This is a genomic window from Peribacillus sp. NPDC076916, from assembly GCF_050269675.1.
Classification (GTDB): Bacteria; Bacillota; Bacilli; order Bacillales; family DSM-1321; genus Peribacillus; species Peribacillus aracenensis.
In genome coordinates this window covers 743,983-766,072 of record NZ_JBNNIU010000001.1, presented here as the reverse complement: position 1 = coordinate 766,072, position 22,090 = coordinate 743,983, and the positions used below count along the sequence as shown (strand labels likewise).

21 protein-coding genes are annotated in these 22,090 nt (G+C 37.0%); 12 read left to right on the top strand and 9 right to left on the bottom strand.

Annotated elements, in window-relative coordinates; all coding sequences use genetic code 11:
- Positions 1-197: 197 nt before the first annotated feature.
- From ACQKFG_RS03840 to ACQKFG_RS03825, 4 genes are all read right to left on the bottom strand, one after another.
- Positions 198-752 carry a chromate transporter gene (locus ACQKFG_RS03840; protein WP_427556364.1) on the bottom strand — a complete coding sequence of 185 codons (555 nt, stop codon included), beginning with the start codon at positions 750-752 and terminating at the stop codon, positions 198-200.
- Positions 752-1,339 carry a chromate transporter gene (locus tag ACQKFG_RS03835; RefSeq protein WP_427556361.1) on the bottom strand — a complete coding sequence of 196 codons (588 nt, stop codon included), beginning with the start codon at positions 1,337-1,339 and terminating at the stop codon, positions 752-754. The genes ACQKFG_RS03840 and ACQKFG_RS03835 overlap by 1 nt, the downstream gene beginning before the upstream one ends.
- Before the next feature lie 297 nt (positions 1,340-1,636).
- Complete coding sequence (locus ACQKFG_RS03830; RefSeq protein WP_427556358.1) at positions 1,637-2,509, bottom strand: DMT family transporter; 873 nt, start codon at positions 2,507-2,509, stop codon at positions 1,637-1,639.
- 715 nt (positions 2,510-3,224) lie between these two features.
- Positions 3,225-3,437 carry a hypothetical protein gene (locus ACQKFG_RS03825; protein ID WP_061461893.1) on the bottom strand — a complete coding sequence of 71 codons (213 nt, stop codon included), beginning with the start codon at positions 3,435-3,437 and terminating at the stop codon, positions 3,225-3,227.
- Positions 3,438-3,889: 452 nt separating this feature from the next.
- Between ACQKFG_RS03825 and ACQKFG_RS03820 the strand changes: the two genes are divergently transcribed.
- Positions 3,890-4,252 carry a group I truncated hemoglobin gene (locus tag ACQKFG_RS03820; RefSeq protein ID WP_098373329.1) on the top strand — a complete coding sequence of 121 codons (363 nt, stop codon included), beginning with the start codon at positions 3,890-3,892 and terminating at the stop codon, positions 4,250-4,252.
- A 646-nt stretch (positions 4,253-4,898) separates the two neighbouring features.
- On the opposite strand, the gene ACQKFG_RS03815 is transcribed toward ACQKFG_RS03820, so the two are convergent.
- Genes ACQKFG_RS03815 through ACQKFG_RS03805 form a run of 3 tightly spaced genes read right to left on the bottom strand, consistent with a single transcriptional unit; the run spans position 4,899 to position 7,127 of the window.
- Positions 4,899-6,179, bottom strand: coding sequence for an FtsW/RodA/SpoVE family cell cycle protein (locus ACQKFG_RS03815; protein ID WP_427556353.1), 1,281 nt, complete (start codon positions 6,177-6,179; stop codon positions 4,899-4,901).
- Entirely contained in the window at positions 6,176-6,595 is a 420-nt protein-coding gene (locus ACQKFG_RS03810; RefSeq protein ID WP_342615185.1) for a PadR family transcriptional regulator, read from the bottom strand. Before ACQKFG_RS03810 ends, ACQKFG_RS03815 begins: the two co-directional genes overlap by 4 nt.
- Positions 6,585-7,127, bottom strand: a complete 543-nt coding sequence (locus ACQKFG_RS03805) for a sigma-70 family RNA polymerase sigma factor (protein ID WP_192203506.1) — start codon at positions 7,125-7,127, stop codon at positions 6,585-6,587. Before ACQKFG_RS03805 ends, ACQKFG_RS03810 begins: the two co-directional genes overlap by 11 nt.
- Positions 7,128-7,396: 269 nt before the next feature.
- Here ACQKFG_RS03805 and ACQKFG_RS03800 point away from each other — a divergent pair, with 269 nt between their 5' ends.
- Complete coding sequence (locus tag ACQKFG_RS03800) at positions 7,397-7,531, top strand: hypothetical protein (protein ID WP_342615186.1); 135 nt, start codon at positions 7,397-7,399, stop codon at positions 7,529-7,531.
- Positions 7,532-7,613: 82 nt separating this feature from the next.
- On the opposite strand, the gene ACQKFG_RS03795 is transcribed toward ACQKFG_RS03800, so the two are convergent.
- Both ACQKFG_RS03795 and ACQKFG_RS03790 read right to left on the bottom strand, forming a co-directional pair.
- On the bottom strand, positions 7,614-7,805 hold the full coding sequence (locus tag ACQKFG_RS03795; RefSeq protein ID WP_427556349.1) for a hypothetical protein: 192 nt from the start codon (positions 7,803-7,805) through the stop codon (positions 7,614-7,616).
- Positions 7,806-8,014: 209 nt separating this feature from the next.
- Positions 8,015-9,472, bottom strand: a complete 1,458-nt coding sequence (locus ACQKFG_RS03790) for a S8 family serine peptidase (protein WP_427556346.1) — start codon at positions 9,470-9,472, stop codon at positions 8,015-8,017.
- Positions 9,473-9,982: 510 nt separating this feature from the next.
- On the opposite strand from ACQKFG_RS03790, the gene ACQKFG_RS03785 reads away from it, so the two are divergent.
- From ACQKFG_RS03785 to ACQKFG_RS03740, 10 genes are all read left to right on the top strand, one after another.
- The gene (locus ACQKFG_RS03785; protein ID WP_192203508.1) at positions 9,983-10,171 is read left to right on the top strand and encodes a hypothetical protein; all 189 of its coding nucleotides are present in this window, start codon (positions 9,983-9,985) and stop codon (positions 10,169-10,171) included.
- Positions 10,172-10,404: 233 nt separating this feature from the next.
- Complete coding sequence (locus ACQKFG_RS03780; RefSeq protein ID WP_192203509.1) at positions 10,405-11,760, top strand: APC family permease; 1,356 nt, start codon at positions 10,405-10,407, stop codon at positions 11,758-11,760.
- A 27-nt stretch (positions 11,761-11,787) separates the two neighbouring features.
- Complete coding sequence (locus ACQKFG_RS03775) at positions 11,788-13,413, top strand: amidohydrolase (RefSeq protein ID WP_427556341.1); 1,626 nt, start codon at positions 11,788-11,790, stop codon at positions 13,411-13,413.
- 31 nt (positions 13,414-13,444) lie between these two features.
- Positions 13,445-14,359, top strand: a complete 915-nt coding sequence (locus ACQKFG_RS03770) for a carbon-nitrogen hydrolase (protein WP_342615191.1) — start codon at positions 13,445-13,447, stop codon at positions 14,357-14,359.
- Positions 14,360-14,743: 384 nt separating this feature from the next.
- Positions 14,744-14,884 (top strand): hypothetical protein, encoded by a 141-nt coding sequence (locus tag ACQKFG_RS03765; protein ID WP_155727232.1) that lies wholly within the window; start codon positions 14,744-14,746, stop codon positions 14,882-14,884.
- Between the two features lie 944 nt (positions 14,885-15,828).
- Positions 15,829-17,133, top strand: a complete 1,305-nt coding sequence (locus tag ACQKFG_RS03760) for an MFS transporter (RefSeq protein ID WP_394571519.1) — start codon at positions 15,829-15,831, stop codon at positions 17,131-17,133.
- A 299-nt stretch (positions 17,134-17,432) separates the two neighbouring features.
- Positions 17,433-18,350, top strand: coding sequence for a class II fructose-bisphosphate aldolase (locus ACQKFG_RS03755; RefSeq protein ID WP_192203512.1), 918 nt, complete (start codon positions 17,433-17,435; stop codon positions 18,348-18,350).
- A 135-nt stretch (positions 18,351-18,485) separates the two neighbouring features.
- Positions 18,486-19,016: a thiol peroxidase gene (tpx, locus tag ACQKFG_RS03750; RefSeq protein WP_427556335.1), complete on the top strand. Its 531-nt coding sequence runs from the start codon at positions 18,486-18,488 to the stop codon at positions 19,014-19,016.
- A 613-nt stretch (positions 19,017-19,629) separates the two neighbouring features.
- The gene (locus tag ACQKFG_RS03745; protein ID WP_228467332.1) at positions 19,630-20,295 is read left to right on the top strand and encodes a GntR family transcriptional regulator; all 666 of its coding nucleotides are present in this window, start codon (positions 19,630-19,632) and stop codon (positions 20,293-20,295) included.
- Between the two features lie 357 nt (positions 20,296-20,652).
- Positions 20,653-22,050 (top strand): NCS1 family transporter, encoded by a 1,398-nt coding sequence (locus tag ACQKFG_RS03740; RefSeq protein WP_427556332.1) that lies wholly within the window; start codon positions 20,653-20,655, stop codon positions 22,048-22,050.
- Positions 22,051-22,090: the final 40 nt, after the last annotated feature.

The following is a 22,090-nucleotide window of genomic DNA, read 5'->3' as shown; positions in this document are numbered from 1 at the left end:
GAGTTGCAGTCTGGCGGGAACTCATTTGCTCCCATTAATTACGACGGAGGATGGTTTCCCTACTGTCTCTTAGGGGTGTGTCGCCGGTGTTATCAATTTGTCCCGCTCTGATTCCCATCGGATTTTTCATCTGTTTGATTGCTTCGTTTTTAGCCATACGGCTGGACGAAATGCCCCCTATATAGGTGGGTTTTTTATTAGTAGGTGAGCGGGATGATAAAGCCGCCGTACGCAAAGGCAAGAATGATTACGAAGGCGGGGTGGACCTTGAATTTACCTAGGGCCAAAAAGGCCAATCCAGCGATGACGATTGAATGGATGTAGCCGATGGAACCGACGGCATCCTCGGCCATATTCCAGGTGAGCAATAACATCATGATTGCAATCACGGGCTGTACAAGCAAGGACATGCCTTTTACGATGGGAGATTGCTTGTATTTTCGCAGGATTTTTAATAAATATATCAAAGCCACAGCTGAAGGGATGATCGTGCCTGCCAATGCGGCTAGAAATCCTGGCCAGCCATATACATCATATCCGACATATGCGGCTATTTTCGTGGCGATAGGACCTGGAAGTGAATTTCCTAACGCAAGCATTTGTGAGAATTCGGCATTATCAAGCCAGCCATAACGGGTGACGATTTGATCATACATAAGCGGAATCGAGGCTGGACCTCCGCCATAACCAAGAATATTGGCAATGAAAAACGCTAGAAAAACAGCAACACCTATTGGGATAATAAGACCCATTAACCGGATTCCTCCTTCCTATTCACCTTTTTATTATTCAATCTTTCCTTTAATTTAAAATGGAACGCCCCATATAGAAGGAAAATCAAAATGACGATACCCGGATGCAGGGAAATGACTTGCAGAAGCAAAAAGGAAATCGCAAAAAAGGTGATTCCGAGCACCTTTCCTAACCCTTTTACCGCCTTTTCGCCAAACTCATAAGCCATTTGACAAAGCATGACAGCAACAACCGGCATTACAGCAGCGATCATATTACTGATTATGGCCGAATTGCTTAACACATTAATGAATGCAATCAAGAAAACCATCGCAATGCATGAAGGTAAAACGTGAGCGGCCACGCTGACTATGGCTCCTGGCCAGCCTTTTAATTTATAACCAAGATATGCTGCCATCTTAGTGGCAATAGGTCCTGGGAGTGTATTGGCAATCGCCAAAGTGTCCCCGAATTCATCATCGTCGAGCCAGTGATAACGGGAAACTGCTTCGTGGCGGATGAGCGGGATGACAGATGGCCCGCCGCCGAAACCTAAAATCCCTGTTCTCATCATCCCGAACGTCAATTCCGCATATGGATTTTTCAAGAACATTCCTCCTTGGTTTTAGAATTCTTTTCCATGATTATGAATTAATGATAACAAAGACGCTTTCGAAATGTACATGAAATCATGATGATAATTACGTAATGAATGTATAAGAGGTATTTTTCAATGCAATAGGTTGAAGTTAATAAAAAAACTTCTTTTTGTCTAAAGAAATAAAAATTGGATTGCGCAAGACAGGTAAAAATACAAAAAGTACCCTATAGGCAGACCTTTTTAAAGTGACTGCTCTATAGGGTACTTTTTAAAATATAGCTTTAACAAACTTTTTAATGTGTGTTATTCTTCCCGAATGACTAATAACACACCAATGAAAATTAATATTGTACCTATCCAAAAAGACAAGCCGATTTGTTCAGCTAGTATTAACCAACCTAAAAAAGTACCCACTATAGGTTGTAAAAAGAAAAATAATCCGCCACTTGATGCGGTAAGCATTTGCAGTCCGCGATTCCACAATAAAAAGGCACAAGCTGTGGAAATAACGCCCAAGTATAAAAGGCCGCCCCATATGGATGGATGCATGATTGCTTGAAAGTCAAGCTCGTCTAATCGACTAATCGTAATGGGTGTTAAACAGACAATTGCCACAAGCACTGCATAGGTCGTTATAACAATTTGTGAATATTGCCCAGGAATCCGTTTAATTAGAACTGACATAAGTGCCCAAGTTAATGCAGCAATCAGCAGCGATACGCCCCCAAGTTGGTGAGATGAGCCAATATGGGCATTTCCGACAATGATGCCAACACCGATCGTCGCTAAAATAACAGAAATTGATTTTTTAAAAGTGATCTTTTCTTTTAAAACGATACGTGCAAATATCACCATAAAAGCAGGGGTTGTCGAAGTAATGATGGCTCCCATTTGTGCAGTGGATAGAAGCGTACCGACTTCCTGGGTTACGATAGAAATTGTGTTTCCAACAAGTCCTATAATGAAAACCAAAAGCCAGTCTCGTCTTTCAATCCGCCAAGATTGTTTTGTTATAAAACCAATTGTCAACAATGCTAAAATCGCAATCACATATCGTAATAATACTAATTCAAGTGGTGGAACAACGTCTACCACAACTTTTACCACAACATACATCCCGCCCCAAATGCTAGCAGCGAGTGATAAATATAAAGAACCTAATATAGTGTTTTTCATTTTGTACCCTCCGTTTTAACTATACATTTCCAGTCCCTAACGGAGTTGCAATTTTCTACCGTTAAGGAAGAATAACTGCAGGTACATCATTTTCGAATAGCGGTGACCACAACATCAGCTTTCAGCTCTCTTTCAAAAATATTAGTTTCAATGATTTTTAGTTAATTATAAAACTATTCTGTTGTAACGGATCATTTGATTCAATAATCAGTAAGTTATATTAAATATACAAGATTTTAGGTATTTATAAAACAACAAAAAATAGTTTTGGACACAGCGTACCGATGGAAAACAACTCACTTGAAAATCTTCCATTAAAAAACTACTTTACACATTGAAGCCAATTTATCCGGCGTGGTTGCAAAAGAGGGACCTCCCAGTTTACGTAGATGTAGAAACCAAACTAAAACCCCACCGGTTGTAATAGGAAAAGGTGGGGGGGGGGGGCCATGTTTTAAGCTTTAGTATACTGTCTTGATTGACGGATGATCTTTGCTTATATTTTAACGTAAGATAAGAAAAATGGATTCCAGTTTGAATGAAAAGAGGAATTTATAGGGAAGGGAAGCAAATGGTGCAGTAATGGTGTTAGTCAAATGTCTGCAGCGGTAATGATGAAAGAAAAAACGTGGATTAGGATTAAAAAGGCTCCCTTGAAGAGTTTAATCCTAATCCACCATTAAGCTTTTTTTAGTGCATGGCCTTTCCAGAAGCATCACAATCGGTTATATTTTCGTTCGATTTTCCTGAACTCATCTGAAAGTTCAAATAAGGTGTGTAATACTGCTGTTTGAATATATAGATTCATATAATTATCATTGCTCTTCTTTTGAAAGGATAAATCATGTTTTTCATTAATTTTCCTAGTTATACATTCATTAATTTCGCTCCACATTTCTTTTGTTCCTTCTTTAATTTTAGTCTCCATAATCTCCCACTCCTTTTTTATTAGTTTATCCAATCTATTACATTCTTATACTTATTTATTGGCCAAGCTGGTGACTTTTTTATCTTAAAATTAATATTTACCGTTCACGATATGATTCTTTGCGTAGAAAAGGAGAGAGTAGCGACTATAGTGTTAGTCCATCATTATTTTTTTGTGGAAATCAAAAACCTCTAATGGATGATGACCTATCCTTATTGAGTTTGTTCTCAAACAGCAGGATACCAAAGGGCTAATGAACTACGGGTTCTTTGCTTCATTATCGGAGGTTGCATTGGCAGCACATTATGGAGCTACAGGGAAAGGATAGTTGCATAAGATCAAAAGGTGCCGGAGCAGTTTATCTTTTAAGTGGATTTAATTGAAAGATGAGGAATAAAAACGAGCTTATCAACAGAGAATACTGCTATTAACTACAAAATAGGAGTGTAAATATGGAACAGACACTTTATGAAAAAGTCGGCGGAGAAGAAGCGATAGCAAAAGTTGTGGACTATTTTTACTCCGAGTTGGTTCTTAAGGATGATACAGTTAATCATTTTTTTGAAAAGACGGATATGGAAAAACAACGCCGTCATCAGACGAAATTTATTAGTTTTGCATTAGGTGGTCCAAAACAATACTCTGGACAATCCATGGCAAAAGCTCACCAAGGATTGAATCTGCAACCAGCCCATTTTGATGCCATTGTAAAACATCTAAACGATGCACTTGCTCACTTTGGAGTGAATGAAGCTGACATAGATACAGCTTTAACTAAAGTTGCTTCATTAAGAGATGATATCTTGTATAAATAACCGATATTTAGCTAAAGGTACATTGCTTATGGAGCTGACTAGCAGCTCCTTTTCTTATGGAAGTAAAGGGAATTCCACACGGTAAGCAAAAAATATTATTCTTTTAGCCTAAAAATTACATTAATCGGTGTCAGTTTGACTTTGGATACGATTTTCCATTCGAGTTGATCAACAGCCTATATGGAATGTTCTAATTCCATTTTTTCATTTCTTTTAATTTAATAGTTCTCTTATTATTCGCACTTCGTAATCGAGGGGGAATGGGGGATATAATCCATGGAACAACGTAAATATCGGGTGAAGAGGTTATAAAGGGTTTCCTAGCTCGACTACCGGAAAGTGAACAACGAAACTTAAAAAAGGTAATTCGGCAGAATTACCTTTTTACTCATGCTTGAACTTCCGGTAAGCTGGTTTTTCTTCAATCTATAAACATTTTATACAATGTAATGCTTAAGCTGTGCGTTAGTTTTTTAATGATTACTAAAAATAGTCAAACTATTTTATAAAAACTGTATACTGCATCGCAGAAAAGAATCCATTTCAATCAATCTATTTTCAAAATGATTCTTTTTATTTACGCTGTGGGGGCTCAGGTTTGCCCATTCCAAGTTTCTTCAGAAAAGAGAATATGAGCTACAGTACCTCATATTTTCTTCATCAGTATAATATCTTTTTTGTGATATACACTTAAAACCAGACCAAACAAGCAGGCGTTAATTATAGCTGATAAAGCACCATAACTCATAAATGGCAGGGATACGCTTGTTATTGGTAATAAGCCGAGAGACATTCCGATGCTGACGGTTACCTGTGCAGTGAATATGGCAAAACTGCCGGAAACGAGCATTTTCCCAAATGGGTCTTTCACAGTTTGGAATATACGGGAAATTCGCCAGATCATCCATAAAAACAGCAGACCAATGAGCAAGGCCACGGACCAGCCAAGCGTATAGGTAATCGTTACAAAGATAAAATCCGTCATCATTTCATTTGAAAAATCAATCTTCCCGAGGGAACCAAAATGTCCAAACCATCCGGCATCCTCAATTAGCTTTTCCAGTTTCAAATACATATACCCCGATGTCTCACTGAATTTTTCAGGCGTAACGAACGCAAAAAGTCTTTCAAATTGATAGGTCCTTATATTTTTCAACTCTAACTCTATAAGCAGAAGTGAAACACATGCAGTAAGCAGGACCGCTCCAGTAATAAGGATTTTCCTTTTATTTAGGCCGCTCTTCCAGACCATTACAGCAACCATCAATGAATAAAGCATTGCCGCCTGCAAGTTGACTGTATTCAGAAACAGGAATGCAGAACCAACGTATAAAATGGCAGCCAAATAAACATTCATCTTTTTTGATTGAAGCATTCCGGCCCAGGCAAGCAGAAAAATTGGCAGAACCACAATAGAATCGACCGACAATAAACCTATAATATTAATTCGAGGACTGCCGTTCACTAATACATTGGAAAATTGGAACTGAAAAAGAATCAGACATCCTATCGTAAAGAAAACCCAGCCCCATCTCTGAAATTTCCGATAATCGAAAAAAAGAAGGATACAGGCCAAAATTACACTTCCTGTGACAGAATATACCTGCTTCAGCACTGAAAATGAATTTCCATCCTTAAACAAGAACCAAAACAAAAACAGGCCCGTAGCTGACATGAACAGAAACATGCTCATTAGCTTCCAATCAATCTTCGGCCTGTGCAGCTTGTCCATCTTCTGCCCAATGTCAGAGGGGCTTCCCATATTCCGGACAGCCAGTTCCTCTGCTTCATCCTCTGTATATCCTTTTTTGACCAGTTCAGTTTTAGTTTGATGCAGATGGGCTTTTAATTCAGCTTCTATATATTTTTTTGCTTCTTTTGATCGGATATACGACGAAACCTCATTTAAAAAATGATTGCTTCTCAATCGGTTCTTCCTCCTTCAAACGCTGTCCGCCAACTAGCAGAGGCGGAACCACTTTTAGATTCCTTTTTCTTAAGCCACTTTTTCGCACGTTCATCCAAGGAATAGAGCTTCCTTTCTTCCGTTTCCCAAAAAGACTGGAGCCAGCCTTCCTTCTCAAGCTCATGCAACGCAGCATACAAGGAGCCTTCGTTATTTTCAAATTTCCGGATGCCTTTCTGGTAAAGAGATTCATTAATTTGATAACCGCTTTTTTCCTTATCCAAAGATCTGAAAATACCAATCAAAATGTCTTCCTTACTTACATCCTGCTTTTCGATGGCAGTATGGATGGAGTTTCTATGGTTTTCAGTGAATTTCAAATCAAGAAATGTATGCTTTTTCATTGCCGATTTCAAGCGTGTTAATTTATCTTCCATCGGTGGATTCCTCCCAATAGGTTTTTAACCTTCTTTTCGCCTGGCGCATCCGGGTCTTCACCGTTCCAAGTTTGACCCCGGTAATTTCAGAAATCTCCTTGAGCTTCATTTCCTGAAAATAATGGAGATAAATAAGCTCGCGATACTGGATAGGCAGCTCCATAACTGCAACAGCAAGCTGCCTGTCTTCATCCTGCTGAATGACCTCTTCTTCCACGTCATCGGTAGAAGTCCATTCCTGCTCCTCTTCCGCAGTCGAAACTTTTCGGAAGTACCAGCTTTTTCTATAATCCTTACAATGGTTAATAGCAATTCTCCAAAGCCACGTCCTTATATTTGATTGCTGGTTATACGTGGAAAGCGCCTTATAGCATTTGATGAAAATCTCCTGTGTCAGGTCCTCGGCCACAACTGGATCTTTTACATAGGAATAGACCAATTGCAGAATATCCTGGCCATAAAGGGACATAATTTCATCTAGTAAGGATTCGTCATCTTTCATTTGAGACCATTTCAACACAAACTCCTCCAAAACAGTTCACACTTCCTTCCCTAGATATATAGACGATAGTACATAAAAGAAGGTTTTTGTTTTTTGAAATTATTCCTTTTTTACTACAGCTAAAAATATAGAAAACATTTTAGAATTAGTACAGCAATAGTAGGAATCCTCGCCTGACAACATCCAATCAGAAAAGTTTAACCGGTTATAAACATGATAAACCAAAATAAATACTAGAATATCTTATTCTTATAGCACTATTAGGACAGATTAGTTGAATAAGAAAAGGCGGGACAAAAATGGAAGCGTTGATTGAAGAGTATGGTCGTGGATACGCAATGATTCGGAAAGCTATCGAAGGATTAGCGGAGGAGGAGCTTCGTTCAAGCTCGCACCGGACAAGAGGAGCATCCATCAAATTCCCATCCAAATGACGGATGCTGAGGTCTTGTCTACACATCGGCTGGAAAAAAGTCTTGGCGGAGCAGGAGCCACTTCTGCTTTCGTTTGATCAAGTCACATGGGCGAATGGCTTGGGGTTATGATCTGTTGGACCGTGAACAGTATTTGCTCCTGTTCCAATTGCTGCGTTCCAGTATGCAGCCTATTCTGGACCATCTGACAAATGAACAAAGCGGGCGGGTGGGGGTATATGACGATGCAGAGCGGTGCACATTTAAGCAACTGCTGGAATTCCGTGTTGAGCATGTTCGAGGACACCTTGCCCAGATTGAAAGGGTGAGGGAAGCGTATCGGCAGAGCAAAGTATAATGTCTGTTAAATTTATAGAGCTAACAGGTGCAAGAGTTAAAGAGGGAGGCCACTCACCTTATCAGTGGCCCCTATATTTATTTTGAAAAGATGATTTCCTTTTCCTTTTCTTGTACTTTTAATATTTTCTTATTTAGAAACATAAGCTACTTCTTTATATTTGCTAATGCTCTATAAGCATTTGCTTCTCCTGAACCAAATAAAGCATCTTGTCCATTCTTTCCATAGTCAAAAGCTGTTTGCTTAATACGTGCTGTTACTTGGGCAGGTTTATACTCTGGGTGAGCTGCCTTAATAACTCCTGCAATTCCAGCTACTTGAGGAGTGGCCATAGAAGTACCAGCATTAAACTCATATGAAGTACCTAGATAGGTAGGCCAAGTACTTAGGATTAAGTTACTTGGATCAGCTGCCGCAGGATCATTGGTTTCTGCATATTTAGGCCCATAATCTCCTCCAGGAGCTGCCACGTCAATAGCACTGTTCCCATAATTAGAGTAGAAAGCAAGCTGCTGAGTTGACCAGCTTGTGGAGGCAGACACATTAATAACTCCTGGCATTTGTGCTGGTACTACAGTTGCAGGCCCTTTCACGCTCATTCCATATGGTTCATACATTTTATTTAAAAATTCGTTTACTGCCTTCTTGTCATCTAAATTTAAACTTTCATTACCACTACCGGCTACTACAGTTACTCCATTCTTTACTGCATATTGAATAGCTCTCTTCCAAAGTAACGTTTCAGCGACTGATTTATAACTTTCTCCCTCAATTGTCATTTTGGTATTATTATAGAAACGAAGAGACATATTAATAACATCTACCTTGTCATTTGTTGCTGCAATAATTCCATCTATAACCCAAGCTGGTAATCCAAGGGCTTGCTCTGAGTATAATACGCGATAGGATCGGATTCCTAAATCTGGTCCTACACCTTTTATTTTACCATTTGCTCCAATGATCCCGGCAACGTGAGTGCCGTGCCCATTTCGATCTTTTATATCAGTAGGATCACCTGTTTCAGATTCATCCATTCCAGCAGGAACAAGATTACGTCCACCTATTATATTATTCTTTAAGTCAGGATGAGACTCATCAATTCCAGTATCAATCACTCCCACCACTGCTTTATGAGTGATACTACCATCTTTATTTTTATATCCGCCTGTTTCTAAATCATATGATTTCCCGTCGTTGGTCACCCTTTGAATATCCCATTGGGAGTCCCAATAACTCTCTGAATTTTGCTGGCTGATGATACTAGACTCATAGTTATAAGGGCTGACTGCTGTTTTGTCTATAGTTAAGGGGATCTCTCTGTTAGCAGCTTCTATTGAAGAATTACCTTTTAGTTTTTTTAGAAAAGAAGGCTCGTCAGATTGAGCTTCTATTCCTCCAACTTCGGGAAGAACTTTGGTTACTTTACCACCAGCTTTCCGTATTACCTCTTGATAATTCTCTGGTAATCCACTTTTAAAAGCTATTGCGTATGTGTCATTCATCTCCTGATCTTGACTCTTAGCTTGGATAGGAACACCGCCAACGGACAATATCCCTGCTCCTACTGCAATCGAAAGTACCGTATGTAGAATTTTCTTTTTCATATTTCTCCTCCTATATATGGAAAATTTTCATCATATACTATCTTAATATACAACAACTTAAATTCCAAGTTTTCCTAATAAATCTCATATTATAGAAATTAGAAGCTCTTTTTTCTTATCAAACTATCAGTTGAAACCTTTTTGGAAAAACCTTGTATATAGATAGGGGAATGTATTTTTAAATAGGGGAACAGGTCAGGTTAGGGGATATGATATATCAAGTTATTGTTTTCGGAGGTATATAGCATCTATTTTAGGTGTTGGAGATTTTTTATTGTTTAAGAAGACCAAGAAAAGCTAATTAAATTTCTAATTCAAGTAACGGGTGCAGTATCATTCAATTGAATATGTTAAGAGCATGTTTTGATCAATCTTTTTCAAAACATGCTCTTTCTATTTATTTATCAAGGTTATTTGTATTAATTGATCAAGCTTTAGAACCTTGAGTTAGTTCCATATGATGGTCGTCAATGGCGAATTTTTTAAGTTCGATTCTTGATATAGGTTGGTTTGAAAAATGACAAAAAAGCGATTTTATTTGGTGGCATTACCGGTGATAAAATATTTACAAAAGTTCAATTAGCGGAAGGGTTAAATACTTCAAGAACGCCGGTAAGGGCAGCTATTCAAGATTTCAAGAAACAAATTAACAGCTTAACAGCGAATCTTAATTGTATTACGGCACGTAGCTTACTTTGAACCTTATTCGAATCAACCAAGAATACACAGTGAGACATCTTCGGTAGCTAACGACTACTTATGCGATTTTGAATAATTGATGTAATATTGCATAAAACTATTAATTTAATGAATAATCTGTATGTTGTAATTATTGGGAATATATAGATGATTAAATCACTAAGTAATCAATCTCCACTTGGTATGGTATTTGCATATTAGTTAATTAATCACGAATAAGGGTGGAGTGATACATGGAGAATGCAAAATTAAGACGTTCGTTAACAGTGTTTCCTTTAGTGCTATTTGGATTGGCTTATATGGCACCTACAACAGTTTTTTCTACTTATGGGGTTGTTGCGGAAATAACGAAAGGGATGGTGCCTGCTGCTTATATCATAGCTTTAGTTGGTATGTTATTTACAGCATATAGTTATGGTCAAATGGTTAAGGCCTACCCTGTTGCCGGTTCTGCATATACATTCACTCAAAAGGCTTTTAATCCTCACCTTGGGTTTTTGGTAGGCTGGGTTATCCTATTGGACTATTTATTTTTGCCAATGATCAATGGATTACTGATCGCCATTTACTTAAACGCATATTTTCCTTCCGTTCCTTTTTCCTTCTGGTTAATTACCTTTGTCATTTTAATCACCACTGTAAATATAATTGGAGTGAAAATAGCAACAAAAATAAATCTTTTATTAGTTGCCTGTCAATTCTTAATAATAGTTATTTTTACATCCCTCTCGATTAAAGGGTTACTTAACGGAATGGGTTCAGGAACATTATTCATGAGTTCCCCATTTGTGAATGGAGATATACCACTATCTTTAGTATTAGCGGGATCTTCCATTTTGTGTTTATCTTTTTTAGGATTTGATGCTGTTACCACATTTTCAGAGGAAACCATTAATCCGAAAAAAGTAATACCAAAGGCTATTTTCCTCGTCGCATTAATAGGGGGTGGTCTGTTTATCACCATCTCATACATCAGTCACCTTATTTACCCAAATTTCCAAGCCTTTAAAGATCCAGATTCCGCTTCCTTGGAAATTGCTATGTATATCGGGGGTAATTTATTTCAATCTATTTTTCTAGCAGGTTATATTACCGGGGGGCTGGCGTCTGGTTTATCAGCTCATGCAAGTGTTTCGCGACTTTTGTATGCGATGGGGAGAGATGGAGTTCTTCCAAAGAGAATTTTTGGTCATATTCATCCAAAATTTCAAACTCCAACACACAACATCATCTTAGTGGGCATTTTTGCTTTATCTGCGTTATTTATTGATCTAGTGACAGCCTCATCCTTTATTAACTTTGGGGCGCTCGTTGCCTTTACATTTGTTAATCTCTCAGTTATTTCCCATTATTTCATTAAAGAAAAACAGCGAAGCGGGATTAACACACTAAAGTACCTGATATTGCCGCTGATTGGTACTGGTTTCACAATTTGGTTATGGACCAGTCTTGATTCAAAGGCGCTTTTACTCGGACTGGGATGGTTAGGAATTGGTTTCATCATGCTCCTTTCTAATACGAAGATGTTTAGTAAGCGGCCACCAGAGCTTTCTATTGATAGTGCGATTGAAAAAGAAATTCAAGCATAAAAGCTATATTCATTAAGGAGGATAAAAATGGTAAGTGCAGACATCATTCTTTCTGGTCAACATGTATTCACTGGGTTACAAGATGAGCCAATAAAAGCAGCTATCGCTATTAAAGGTAATAAAATTATTAAAATCGGTTCTAAAGAAGATATAATGTCATTCCTTGGAAATGAAACGAAAGTGTATGACATGGAAGACGGACTAATTATTCCGGGATTTCATGATTTTCATATGCACATTATGATGGGAAGCATTTTACAGAAGGACAGTGCCAAATTATTTGATGCAGCTTCAGAAGAGGATGCAGCCAAAATAGTAGGTGAATTTGCAGAAACGAGACCAAATGATGAGTGGATATTCGGCGTGGGTTGGGATCATACCAATTGGAAGAACAAAGTGCTGCCACATAGGACAACACTAGATAAATATATTAGTGATCGCCCTGTTTTATTATTCAATGCAGAAGTGCATTACGCATGGATCAATAGTAAAGCAATGGAAATGATTCAATTAACGAAGGATACCCCAGATCCGGAATATGGAGAAATTGGAAAAGATGAAAATGGGGAACTGACAGGCCTTCTATTTGAACAGGCAATTGGGTATGCATCAGAGCATGCATACAAATTACCGAAAGATAAACGTGTAAGCCTATTCCAAGGTTTCCTTAATGAAACAAAAAGATTGGGAATTACATCTGTTAATGATTTATATGGAGCTAAAATTGCGCCAAATCCATTAGACGATCTTGAAATTTTTAAGGAATTTGAGAGAGAAGGGTTACTTACAACCAGAATTCACTTTTCGCCGGAGTTAAAAATGGATTTAGCTGCCGCAAAGGAATTACAAACAAATTATCAGTCAGACAAGCTCACCTTTTCTGGATTAAAACAATTTATAGATGGTGTTGTGACAAGTCATACTGCTTTTTTATTGGATCCTTACAAGGACCGTCCAGATACAAAAGGCGGAACCACTTATCCAGCTGAAACAATTAAACAATTAGTAAAAAAGGCAGATAAGGAAAATTTTCAAATTCGTTTCCATGCTATTGGTAACGGTGCAGTCCGTTTAGCATTGGATGCATTTGAAGAAGCGAGAAATGTAAATGGAGAAAGAGATGCTAGACATGTCATTGAACATGTGGAGGTATTGCATCCGGATGATGTTCATCGCTTTAAGGAATTGGATGTAATAGCTTCCTTTCAACCTAAACACATAGAATTAATGGAAAGTGAGGCATATACAGCCAGAATCAGTGAAACACAACAACCTCTCTATTATCCTATCAAAACACTAGTGGATACTGGTGCTAAAATTGCCTTTGGTACAGATTTTCCTGTAGTGCCCCTAAATCCCATGATGGGCATTTATCAGGCAATCACGAGAAAAGATTTAACCGGGAAAGCGTGGCAAGAGTCGGAAGGATTAACATTGGCACAAGCGTTAAAATACTACACGGCCATACCGGCATACGGGTCATTTAGAGAAAATGAATTAGGCACGTTGGAAGCAGGGAAGATAGCGGATATCGCTGTATTGAATAAAAATTTATTTAGCATATCAACAGAGGAAATTCTTGAAACAGAAGTGAAGATGACGATCATGGATGGAAAGATCGTATATGAAAACCTGGTCGTCCAAACTGTATAAGGTAAAAAAATAAAAGTGGGGAAGTGAGAAGATGTCAAAAGTAAAAGTTGGTCTTGTCCAAATTCATTGTGGAGAATTCATTGAGCAAAATATTCAAAAAACGATAGAGAAAATAAAAGAAACAGTAAATAAAGGTGCACAAATCGTTTGTTTACAGGAATTATTTTCTTCGCAATATTTTCCGCAAACGGTCAGTGTGAAAAATTATGATTTAGCTGAAGATGTAGATAGCGGTACATTAGCCGAAATGGGTGAATTAGCAAAGGAATTAGCAATTGTCTTGATTGTACCTTTTTACGAAAGAGCAGGTGCTGGTATTTATTTTAATAGTGCAGCTGTATTTGATGCAAATGGAGAATGTTTAGGGATTACAAGAAAAAATCATATTCCGGATGGTCCCCAGTATCATGAAAAATATTATTTCGTTCCAGGCAATACTGGGTATCCTGTCTATGAAACGGCTCATGGAAAAATAGGAGTCGGGATTTGTTGGGACGAGTGGTATCCAGAAGTTGCCCGAATTTTGAGCTTACAAGGTGCAGAGATATTATTCTATCCTTCCGCTATTGGTTCAGAGCCAGATCATCCCGAGATATCGACAAGATCATCCTGGGAAAAGGCAATTTCCGCTCATGGCATTTCGAATGGTGTATTTGTTGCTGCAACAAATCGAGTGGGCCAGGAAAAGGACATGAATTTTTACGGTGGTTCATTCATTAGCGATACATTCGGGAATATTTTAGCTTCACTTGATGATGAAGAAGGAATTATTGTGCAAGAAATTGATTTAAAAGAGATAGAAGAGACTAGAAAAATTCTGCAATTCTTTAGAGACCGTCGTGTCGATACATACGGCCCTATTTTACAAAAAGAAATACTTCAAAACCCCATCTCCTTCAAAAAAGGGAGCGAACAAAGCGCTGTTCAGTTAATCATTAAAAAATAAAGCAGGTGTTTTTCCTTATCAGGTACATCATAAATCCATCAAGCTAAATTTGTTTTTAATGTACGCAATCCTTCTTCTCAAAGTCGGGTATACTTGGACAACGTTGTATGGTTTTGACTTCCATAAGATTGATTTTAGATCGGAGCTGTCTTTAAGGCAGCTTCTTTTTTTGAGCAAAAAAGCAGTAATTAAAAGGAGGAGGTATCTAACACCTATCGTACTATTTTTTGTTAAGTGAGACGGTTAGAGAAGAACAATGTGGGAAATACTAAGAGAATGAAAACGTTACCGAATTTTCAGAAAAATGTATTGACGGGAAAATGTGGTTGTTATATATTATTAATAAGTTAAATTTATTGTTATATAACAGAAGGAGGAGTCAAGATGATGAACATTCAGGATAAAGCCTATGAAAGTTATTTAAAGATTTGTGAAAGGTACGAAATCGAGTCGATAAACTTCGATCACTTCATCAAAAATTTAACCAAAGATCAGTTGGATGAATACAGTAAATTAGCCGTTTAAATGAAAGGAATTGATTGCACAAGATGGATCTCCCGGTTGATGTAGATGTAGAAGCCAGTTAGAAACCCCACCAGTTGCCATTGGGAACAGGTGGGGTTTTGTCATGTGTTTTAAGAGGCTATTTTTAATTAGTAGGATAACTTGACTGACGAAAATGATAGGAAGTATGATCAATCTTTTTGGATTACCGGCAATTTTCTTGTAAAATCAAAACAATAAAATATCAGTTACTATTACATTATTATGAAGGAAAAAAGCTGTGTATTAAACTTTAGTAGGTAAGAAAATAAAATTCTGAATTTTCTTGAAATTAATCCATGCACATGTTAGAATTCATTTCAGATAAGAATATTATCAATAAGATAATATTGGAATTATGGTGAAACTACGTTTCTTAATAAGCAACAATTTCAATAAGGAAGGATTGAAGAGAATCTATATAGGAAATAAAGTCTACGGAGGTTGGTAAAATTAAACGATTCCTTATTTAAAAGCAAAAATATCTCCTCTATTTATATCATCCAAGCATCCAGTCATACTATCTACCTTAAAACATCAAAAATCAGCACAATGATTGTTATGCATAACGACATAGCTAATAATACTTTTTATAAAAGATTTTTCGGCAATAAAATGAAACGACGTTGCTTATTAAGGAATGATGACCATTGATTACTTCTTCAGTTTTAATATTATTCAAATCTATTTATGAAGGGGTGAGAGATAATTTGAAAGCGCTTCATCGATATCGAACTATAGAAAAGTTTGATGGAAAATAATATCTAAAATCAGCTTAACAGCACAAATAAAAGTTATGTCGATGTAAATATCTAATGATTTATTTTTTTGGGTGGTGGAATTGTAAGCACTTATATGAAAGTGATCAGTGGGTAATGTCCAGTGTATTTAGCATATAAATGAAATCATTCAGGAGGTTTTGATTAATGAACAAACAACTTCAGATGAATAAGAAATTTAAATGGAAAGTTCGTTATACTGTCTTATTTGTATTATGGTTATGTTGGCTGTTTTCTTTCCTTGATCGAATGGTTATCACTATTGCACTGCCTTTTATTGGTGAAGATCTAAATCTAACGGCGACAGCTCAAGGGTTATTGTTAAGTATTTTCTTTGCAGGTTATGCACTGTTCCAAATACCGGGCGGGATGTTATCAGATAAATTTGGCTTTCGTCGTGTGATGAGCATTGCGATTGTATGGTGGTCAATTTTCACATCATTGACTGGCTTAATTTTTTCTTATCCACTTATGTTAATTATTCGATTCGTATTCGGTTTAGGTGAGGCATGTTTACCAGGTGCTGCTTACAAAGGAATAGCTAATTACTTTCCTAGTAAGCAACGCGGGACGGCCACAGGAATTCAGTCAACGGTTAATACGTTAGGACCGGCTCTTGCTGCTATTGCTGCGGCAGCAATTATTGCGGCATTTGGATGGCGTACAGTGTTTATCGTAATGGGTATTCCGGGCACTATAATCGGTCTGTATATCTGGTTTAAATTCAAAGATAATCCGAAAGATCATCCTAAAATGACGAAAGAAGAGCTTGCAGAATTAGAAGAAGACAGTGAGACAGAAAATTCGAAAGAAGAGAAGAAATCTGGAGTTTCCTTTAAGGAACTTTTAAGAAAGCCTATTTTATGGCAAATGGCGCTTATTTGGTTCTTCTTTGATATTACTTTCTGGGGATTTACTTCTTGGCTCCCATCTTATCTGATAAATGTTAGAGGACTTTCTTTAATGGATACTGGTATTTTCAGTGCCTTACCTTATCTAGTTGGTACAGTCTCAATTGTTCTTGGTGGGTACTTGTCAGATAAAGTAAAAGGAAAAAGGAAATGGGTGTTTATCCCTAATGCTGTAATTGGTGGTTTAGCATTATTATTGATGCTTCAAGCTTCTTCCACTGCAATGGTCATTACATATCAATGTGTTGCAGCATTCTTCATGTTCTTAGCTCAAGGAGCATTCTGGGGTCTGGTTGTTGACACACTTCCTGCGAAAATAATGGCTGCAGGCTCATCTACTGTTAACTGTTTCGGATCAATTGCAGGATTTATCGCCCCGTTTTTAATGGGATATATGATTGAAAGCAGCGGTGGTTCTTACAATTCATCTTTCATATTAATGATTGCAGCAATTATTGTAGCAGCAATTATTGCCCTTACGATTGGCAATAATACCGAAAAAGAAAATTCATTGAATTCAGAAACAATAGTAGAAGCTTAATTTGAATTGCAAATTCATCAGTAAGTAAATGGGTTCATTCATCTATGCTGAGGATAGCAATATAATATAAATGATGTTTTTTAACATGGTAATAGCAGTATATTTACAAACCCCTTGATAAGCGGCTGTCAGATGGCAGGCGCTTTTTTTTCAGATATTGGGTAAGAAAGAGGAAAAAAAAGTGTTGTAATTTTCAGAAAAGTAATTAAAATTAAATAGGAACACCGTTGCTTATTAGGTAACAGGAAGGGTGTGAATAAACGAAATAAATTAAATCATTTAAAAGGGAGTTTGAATGAATGAAAGTAAATTTAAAACCAAGCAATGTTAGTTCATTAACAAAGGTACTTGCAGTAGCTACGCAAAATCAATTTGCTGTCGGTTCGTTTACTCCTAGAGCTACAAAGATGGTAACTCCTATACTTAGAGCGGCCCAAGAAAAGAAATCTGCGGTTATTGTTCAAACTTCTGAGAGAGAGCAGGAACGATACGGAATTAATTTAGCGGAATTTAGCCGAGAGTTTTATCGTGTGATCCAAGAGGAGAATATTACGATCCCTGCCGTGTTACATTTAGATCATACGAAGGATTTCAATGTAATTGCTGAAGCCATCGAAGTTGGTTTTACATCGGTTATGATTGATGCATCAGAGCAACCATTCAAGAAAAATATTGAGATAACAAAAAAGGTTGTTGAGTATGCACATTCAAGAGGCGTAACTGTTGAAGCTGAATTAGGCAAGATAGGGACAACCGACTTTATTGAAACCGACGTTGATGAAGAGCTATTTACAGAGCCTAAAGAAGCAAAACAGTTTGTTGAAGAGACCGGTATTGATGCATTGGCGGTTTCTGTCGGAACTTCACATGGTGTTTATCTTGTTAAAAATCCAAGAATTGATATTGAGCGTTTAATAGAAATTCGTGCATTAACATCTGTACCTTTAGTGTTACATGGTGGTTCAGGCACTCCTTCAGAGATGATTAGGAATGCAATTCAAATTCCTAATGGCGGAATTAGTAAAGTGAATATTGCAACAGATATAGAACATATGATGATAAAAACTCTTAATCGAGAAAATCATGTTACAGAAAAAGAGTGGTCGGAACTACCAACTGAAACATTAACTTTAGTCCAAAACGCAGTTCAGAACGTAGTAAAAGAAAAAATTGAAAACTTTTTGATAAGTAGCGATAGCGCTTCTTATTATATTTAAGAAGTAATATTATACTAACTTTGAACTATACCCCCTTATTTTAGTCACATAAGATAAACTCTTTAACCACATAATGGATGGCTATACTAATTATCGTCGAAGATAACTTTTTTAGGTAATAGGAGGAAAAATAATATGTCTATAGAAAGGTCTAGTTTAGTAACCTTTGCAGGTAATCCAGTTACGTTGATTGGGAGTGAAATTCGTGTTGGTGATAAAGCGCCAAATTTTGAAGTATTAGCAAACGATCTCTCAAAAGTTACACTTGAAGATTCAAAAGGGAAAGTCCGCCTTATTTCATGTGTTCCCTCACTTGATACAGGAGTATGTGACGCACAAACACGGAAATTTAACCAATTAGCTAGCAATCTAGGAAATGATGTAGAAGTATTAACAATTAGTGTAGATCTTCCATTTGCACAAAAAAGATGGTGTGGAGCAGCAGGAATAGAACAAGCCCAAACCCTTTCGGATCATTTTAAGATGTCATTTGGTACAGCTTATGGAACATATATAAAGGAACATCGTTTAGAATGCCGTGCAGTATTCGTTGTAGATGAAAAAGATGTCGTACAGTATGTTGAATACGTTCCGGAAATTACGGAACATCCAAACTATGAAGCAGCTATAGAAGCAATTAAGTCATTAATAAAAGTTAAAAAGTGATATAAGTAAGCAATATACACTATGCTTAAAGGACGTATATTATTTTCCATTAATCCCAAGAAGTAAAATGTTTATTGCATTAAAATCTTTTTTTCTCAGTTTATTTTATTCTACTCCCAAAATAGAAAGGCTGCCTCACAAAAGGACAGCCTCTTCTACTAATGGTTTTATTAATGGGGTGGTGAGGTACAAACATTGAGACAAAAAAGTTGTTATTACCTTAAAGAAATAGGGTTAAAGTTTAAATTAATTTTTGTTAATAAGGAGTCGGTAGTATTCTGAATTTTATAATTTTTTGTTGAAAAACTAAGATAGTGGTGATAGTATAAAAATGCAAATAATTTACTAAATATAGAATAAAATAACATATTTTACTCGTTTACCGAAACGGTGTTGCTTATTAAGAGGCGAAAAGGGGCAGCTAGGCTTCTGAATATTGGCAATGATATTTGAAAACAGATAGATTGAAGTATGTTAAAGAACTTAATCTAAATGACCAGGGTGTATAAAATTAGGATTCTATCATTATCCAATTTTAAATATTTTTTTACCCAATATTGTATACAATACTGCATTCAATTTTGAATTCTTCATTGAGGGGAGGTATAAAGTGTTGAATAGTTTAGAAATGGATATCTATAATAAAATCAAGCAAGCTATTATCCAGCAAAAGCTTCGGCCAAATATGCAACTAATAGAAAAGGATCTTGCTGAATCGTTTGGGGTAAGCCGTACCCCTGTTCGAAATGTTCTGCGCAGATTGGAATATGAAAAATTAGTGAAAATTAAAGAGCATAAAGGTACCTTTGTATCTTGTTCAACAATTGAAGAAGCAAAAGAAGTATTTGAAATGAGGAGAATTTTAGAAGGGGAGGCAGTGCGAAGAGCATGCAGACTCTTTAACGAGGAACAATTACAAGAGCTAGAGACTCTGGTTGAAGAAGAACGACATATTTATGGTAGTCTAGATTTTTATGAATCTTTAAAAATATCTGGGGATTTTCATTTAAAAATAGCTGAAATCGCAGGGAATTCGTATTTTTATCAATATCTCGAAGACTTAATTTCCCTAACTTATGTGATCATAGCAATCTATGGAAGAGGTAAAATGGAAACATGTGGTTCTCACGATCATTTGCAAATTTTTAATGCTATTAAGCAAAGGGATGGTGATCTTGCAGAACGCTTATCTCTCATTCATCTTAGTGAAATTGAATCGAATCTTCATTTTAATGAGGAATTACAGATCTCGTCTTCATTGTCAGATATATTTCTTTAAATATTAATTGAAAGCGCTTACTAATGTGGTATTTAAGGAGGTGATACAGTCCATCGAAATCATTTTCAAACGTAATGTAGTTGTCATGTTATTTTTTTTGATTTTCAAGAAACGCTGTTGCTTAATATGCGACGATACCTTGAGTCAAACGTAATAAGATGGTGGAGAATCGATGGGAAATAGTACTTTTAACAAAACAAATTCGTATTTTAATTCCTGTGAATGAAGAACTTAAAAAGAACACTTAGAAGAAAGATTGCATCATATCATAGCCTTGGCAAACATCTAAGACCTAACTTGTTAACCAATGCATATGTCAGAAATGCGGAAAACAATAAAAAAGGGGTTGGATGTATCATGTCTACAAATTTAAAAAGTTACGTTCCACAAGAAACGCAGATCCAACATGATACGGGTGTGGATGAATCACTTAATCCGAAAACCGAGGAAGGTAGGACGGTAAGTCCGTTAAACTATATTTTTATGTGGGTTGGAGACGGTGTTAATTTAGGTAATATGACGCTTGGAGCTAGTATGATTGTAGCGGGAGTCGCTACGTTAAACATCTTTCAGACATTTGCCGCAGCTATCATGGCAATTGGAATCATTTCAACTGTTTTTGCTTTAAATGACAGGCTCGGATACAGAACGGGAATACCATATGTAGTACAGCTTAGAATGTCTTTTGGGCTGAAAGGTTCCGTAATATCATCATTAATGCGCGGTATTCCCGCCATCGTTTGGTACGGTTTTCAAAGTTGGATTGGCGGTACTGCCTTAAATGAAATTGCGAAGATTATTACGGGCGGCGCCTTTGATAATGTTGCCATTTGCTTTGTAGTGCTACAGTTGGTGCAAATTGGGCTTTCGCTGTATGGATTCCATGCCATTAAATGGGTGGAAACGCTTGCGTCTATTGTTATTGTACTAGCGCTTCTCTATGTATTTGGCGTTCTACTAACTTCCCATAGCGAGGTTATTGCAGAAAAATGGGTTCATGCAGAAGGATCATGGGGCTTACCTTTCTTTGCATTGATAATGATGTTTATGGGGAATTATGCGGCTATCTTTTTAAGTGCAGCGGACTATTCAAGAGAGCTAAAATCTGGTATTAGCGACGCAAAACGCGGGTTTTTGTACTTTCTTCCTATATTAATAGCGTACGGCTTGACACTTGCAATCGGTGGAATGCTTGCTTCCGCAACCGGCATCAACAACCCTGTGAAAGCGTTTGCGGTAGTGGTGGATAACTCTTATATTACACTCTTTGTATCCGCATTTATTGTTTTGGGTGCAGTTGCAGTAAACATGGTTGCCAATATTATTCCGCCAACCTATGTCATTACCCTGCTTACAAAAATGAAATATAAACCTGCAGTTACCATAACCGGACTGCTTGCATTTTGCTCATTCCCTTGGGTTCTTGTACAGGATTCTTCGGCAAAGGGTCTTGGTATTTTCATCCTTATATATTCCGCATTTTTAGGTCCTATTGTTTCTATACTATTAGTCGAATATTATATATTAAGAAAGCAAAAAGTAAATGTTGCAGATTTGTATAAGGAAGACGGTCCATTTGCCGGGTATAATCCGGCAGCGGTGCTTGCATTGCTTATCGGCGCCGGAGCAGCCTTCATGAAAGTGGAGCTGGCATGGATTATCGGTGTTTTTGTGGCAGGTATTGCATATTTGCTTTTGATGAAATTTGCATTTAAAGATTCAAAATTCAAAAAGGGTACTATTTTTGAAAAGTAAACCTGTATTTCTAGGTTTCTAGGGGTTATTCACTCTGTCT

Bases quoted from the DNA above. Each gene is read 5' to 3' on its own strand.
- ACQKFG_RS03840 (WP_427556364.1), bottom strand. From the start codon at position 752: ATGGGTCTTATTATCCCAATAGGTGTTGCTGTTTTTCTAGCGTTTTTC.
- ACQKFG_RS03830 (WP_427556358.1), bottom strand. From the start codon at position 2,509: ATGAAAAACACTATATTAGGTTCTTTATATTTATCACTCGCTGCTAGC.
- ACQKFG_RS03825 (WP_061461893.1), bottom strand. From the start codon at position 3,437: ATGGAGACTAAAATTAAAGAAGGAACAAAAGAAATGTGGAGCGAAATT.
- ACQKFG_RS03820 (WP_098373329.1), top strand. From the start codon at position 3,890: ATGGAACAGACACTTTATGAAAAAGTCGGCGGAGAAGAAGCGATAGCA.
- ACQKFG_RS03810 (WP_342615185.1), bottom strand. From the start codon at position 6,595: ATGGAAGATAAATTAACACGCTTGAAATCGGCAATGAAAAAGCATACA.
- ACQKFG_RS03800 (WP_342615186.1), top strand. From the start codon at position 7,397: ATGGAAGCGTTGATTGAAGAGTATGGTCGTGGATACGCAATGATTCGG.
- ACQKFG_RS03795 (WP_427556349.1), bottom strand. From the start codon at position 7,805: ATGCTCAACACGGAATTCCAGCAGTTGCTTAAATGTGCACCGCTCTGC.
- ACQKFG_RS03790 (WP_427556346.1), bottom strand. From the start codon at position 9,472: ATGAAAAAGAAAATTCTACATACGGTACTTTCGATTGCAGTAGGAGCA.
- ACQKFG_RS03780 (WP_192203509.1), top strand. From the start codon at position 10,405: ATGGAGAATGCAAAATTAAGACGTTCGTTAACAGTGTTTCCTTTAGTG.
- ACQKFG_RS03775 (WP_427556341.1), top strand. From the start codon at position 11,788: ATGGTAAGTGCAGACATCATTCTTTCTGGTCAACATGTATTCACTGGG.
- ACQKFG_RS03770 (WP_342615191.1), top strand. From the start codon at position 13,445: ATGTCAAAAGTAAAAGTTGGTCTTGTCCAAATTCATTGTGGAGAATTC.
- ACQKFG_RS03765 (WP_155727232.1), top strand. From the start codon at position 14,744: ATGATGAACATTCAGGATAAAGCCTATGAAAGTTATTTAAAGATTTGT.
- ACQKFG_RS03760 (WP_394571519.1), top strand. From the start codon at position 15,829: ATGAACAAACAACTTCAGATGAATAAGAAATTTAAATGGAAAGTTCGT.
- ACQKFG_RS03755 (WP_192203512.1), top strand. From the start codon at position 17,433: ATGAAAGTAAATTTAAAACCAAGCAATGTTAGTTCATTAACAAAGGTA.
- tpx (WP_427556335.1), top strand. From the start codon at position 18,486: ATGTCTATAGAAAGGTCTAGTTTAGTAACCTTTGCAGGTAATCCAGTT.
- ACQKFG_RS03740 (WP_427556332.1), top strand. From the start codon at position 20,653: ATGTCTACAAATTTAAAAAGTTACGTTCCACAAGAAACGCAGATCCAA.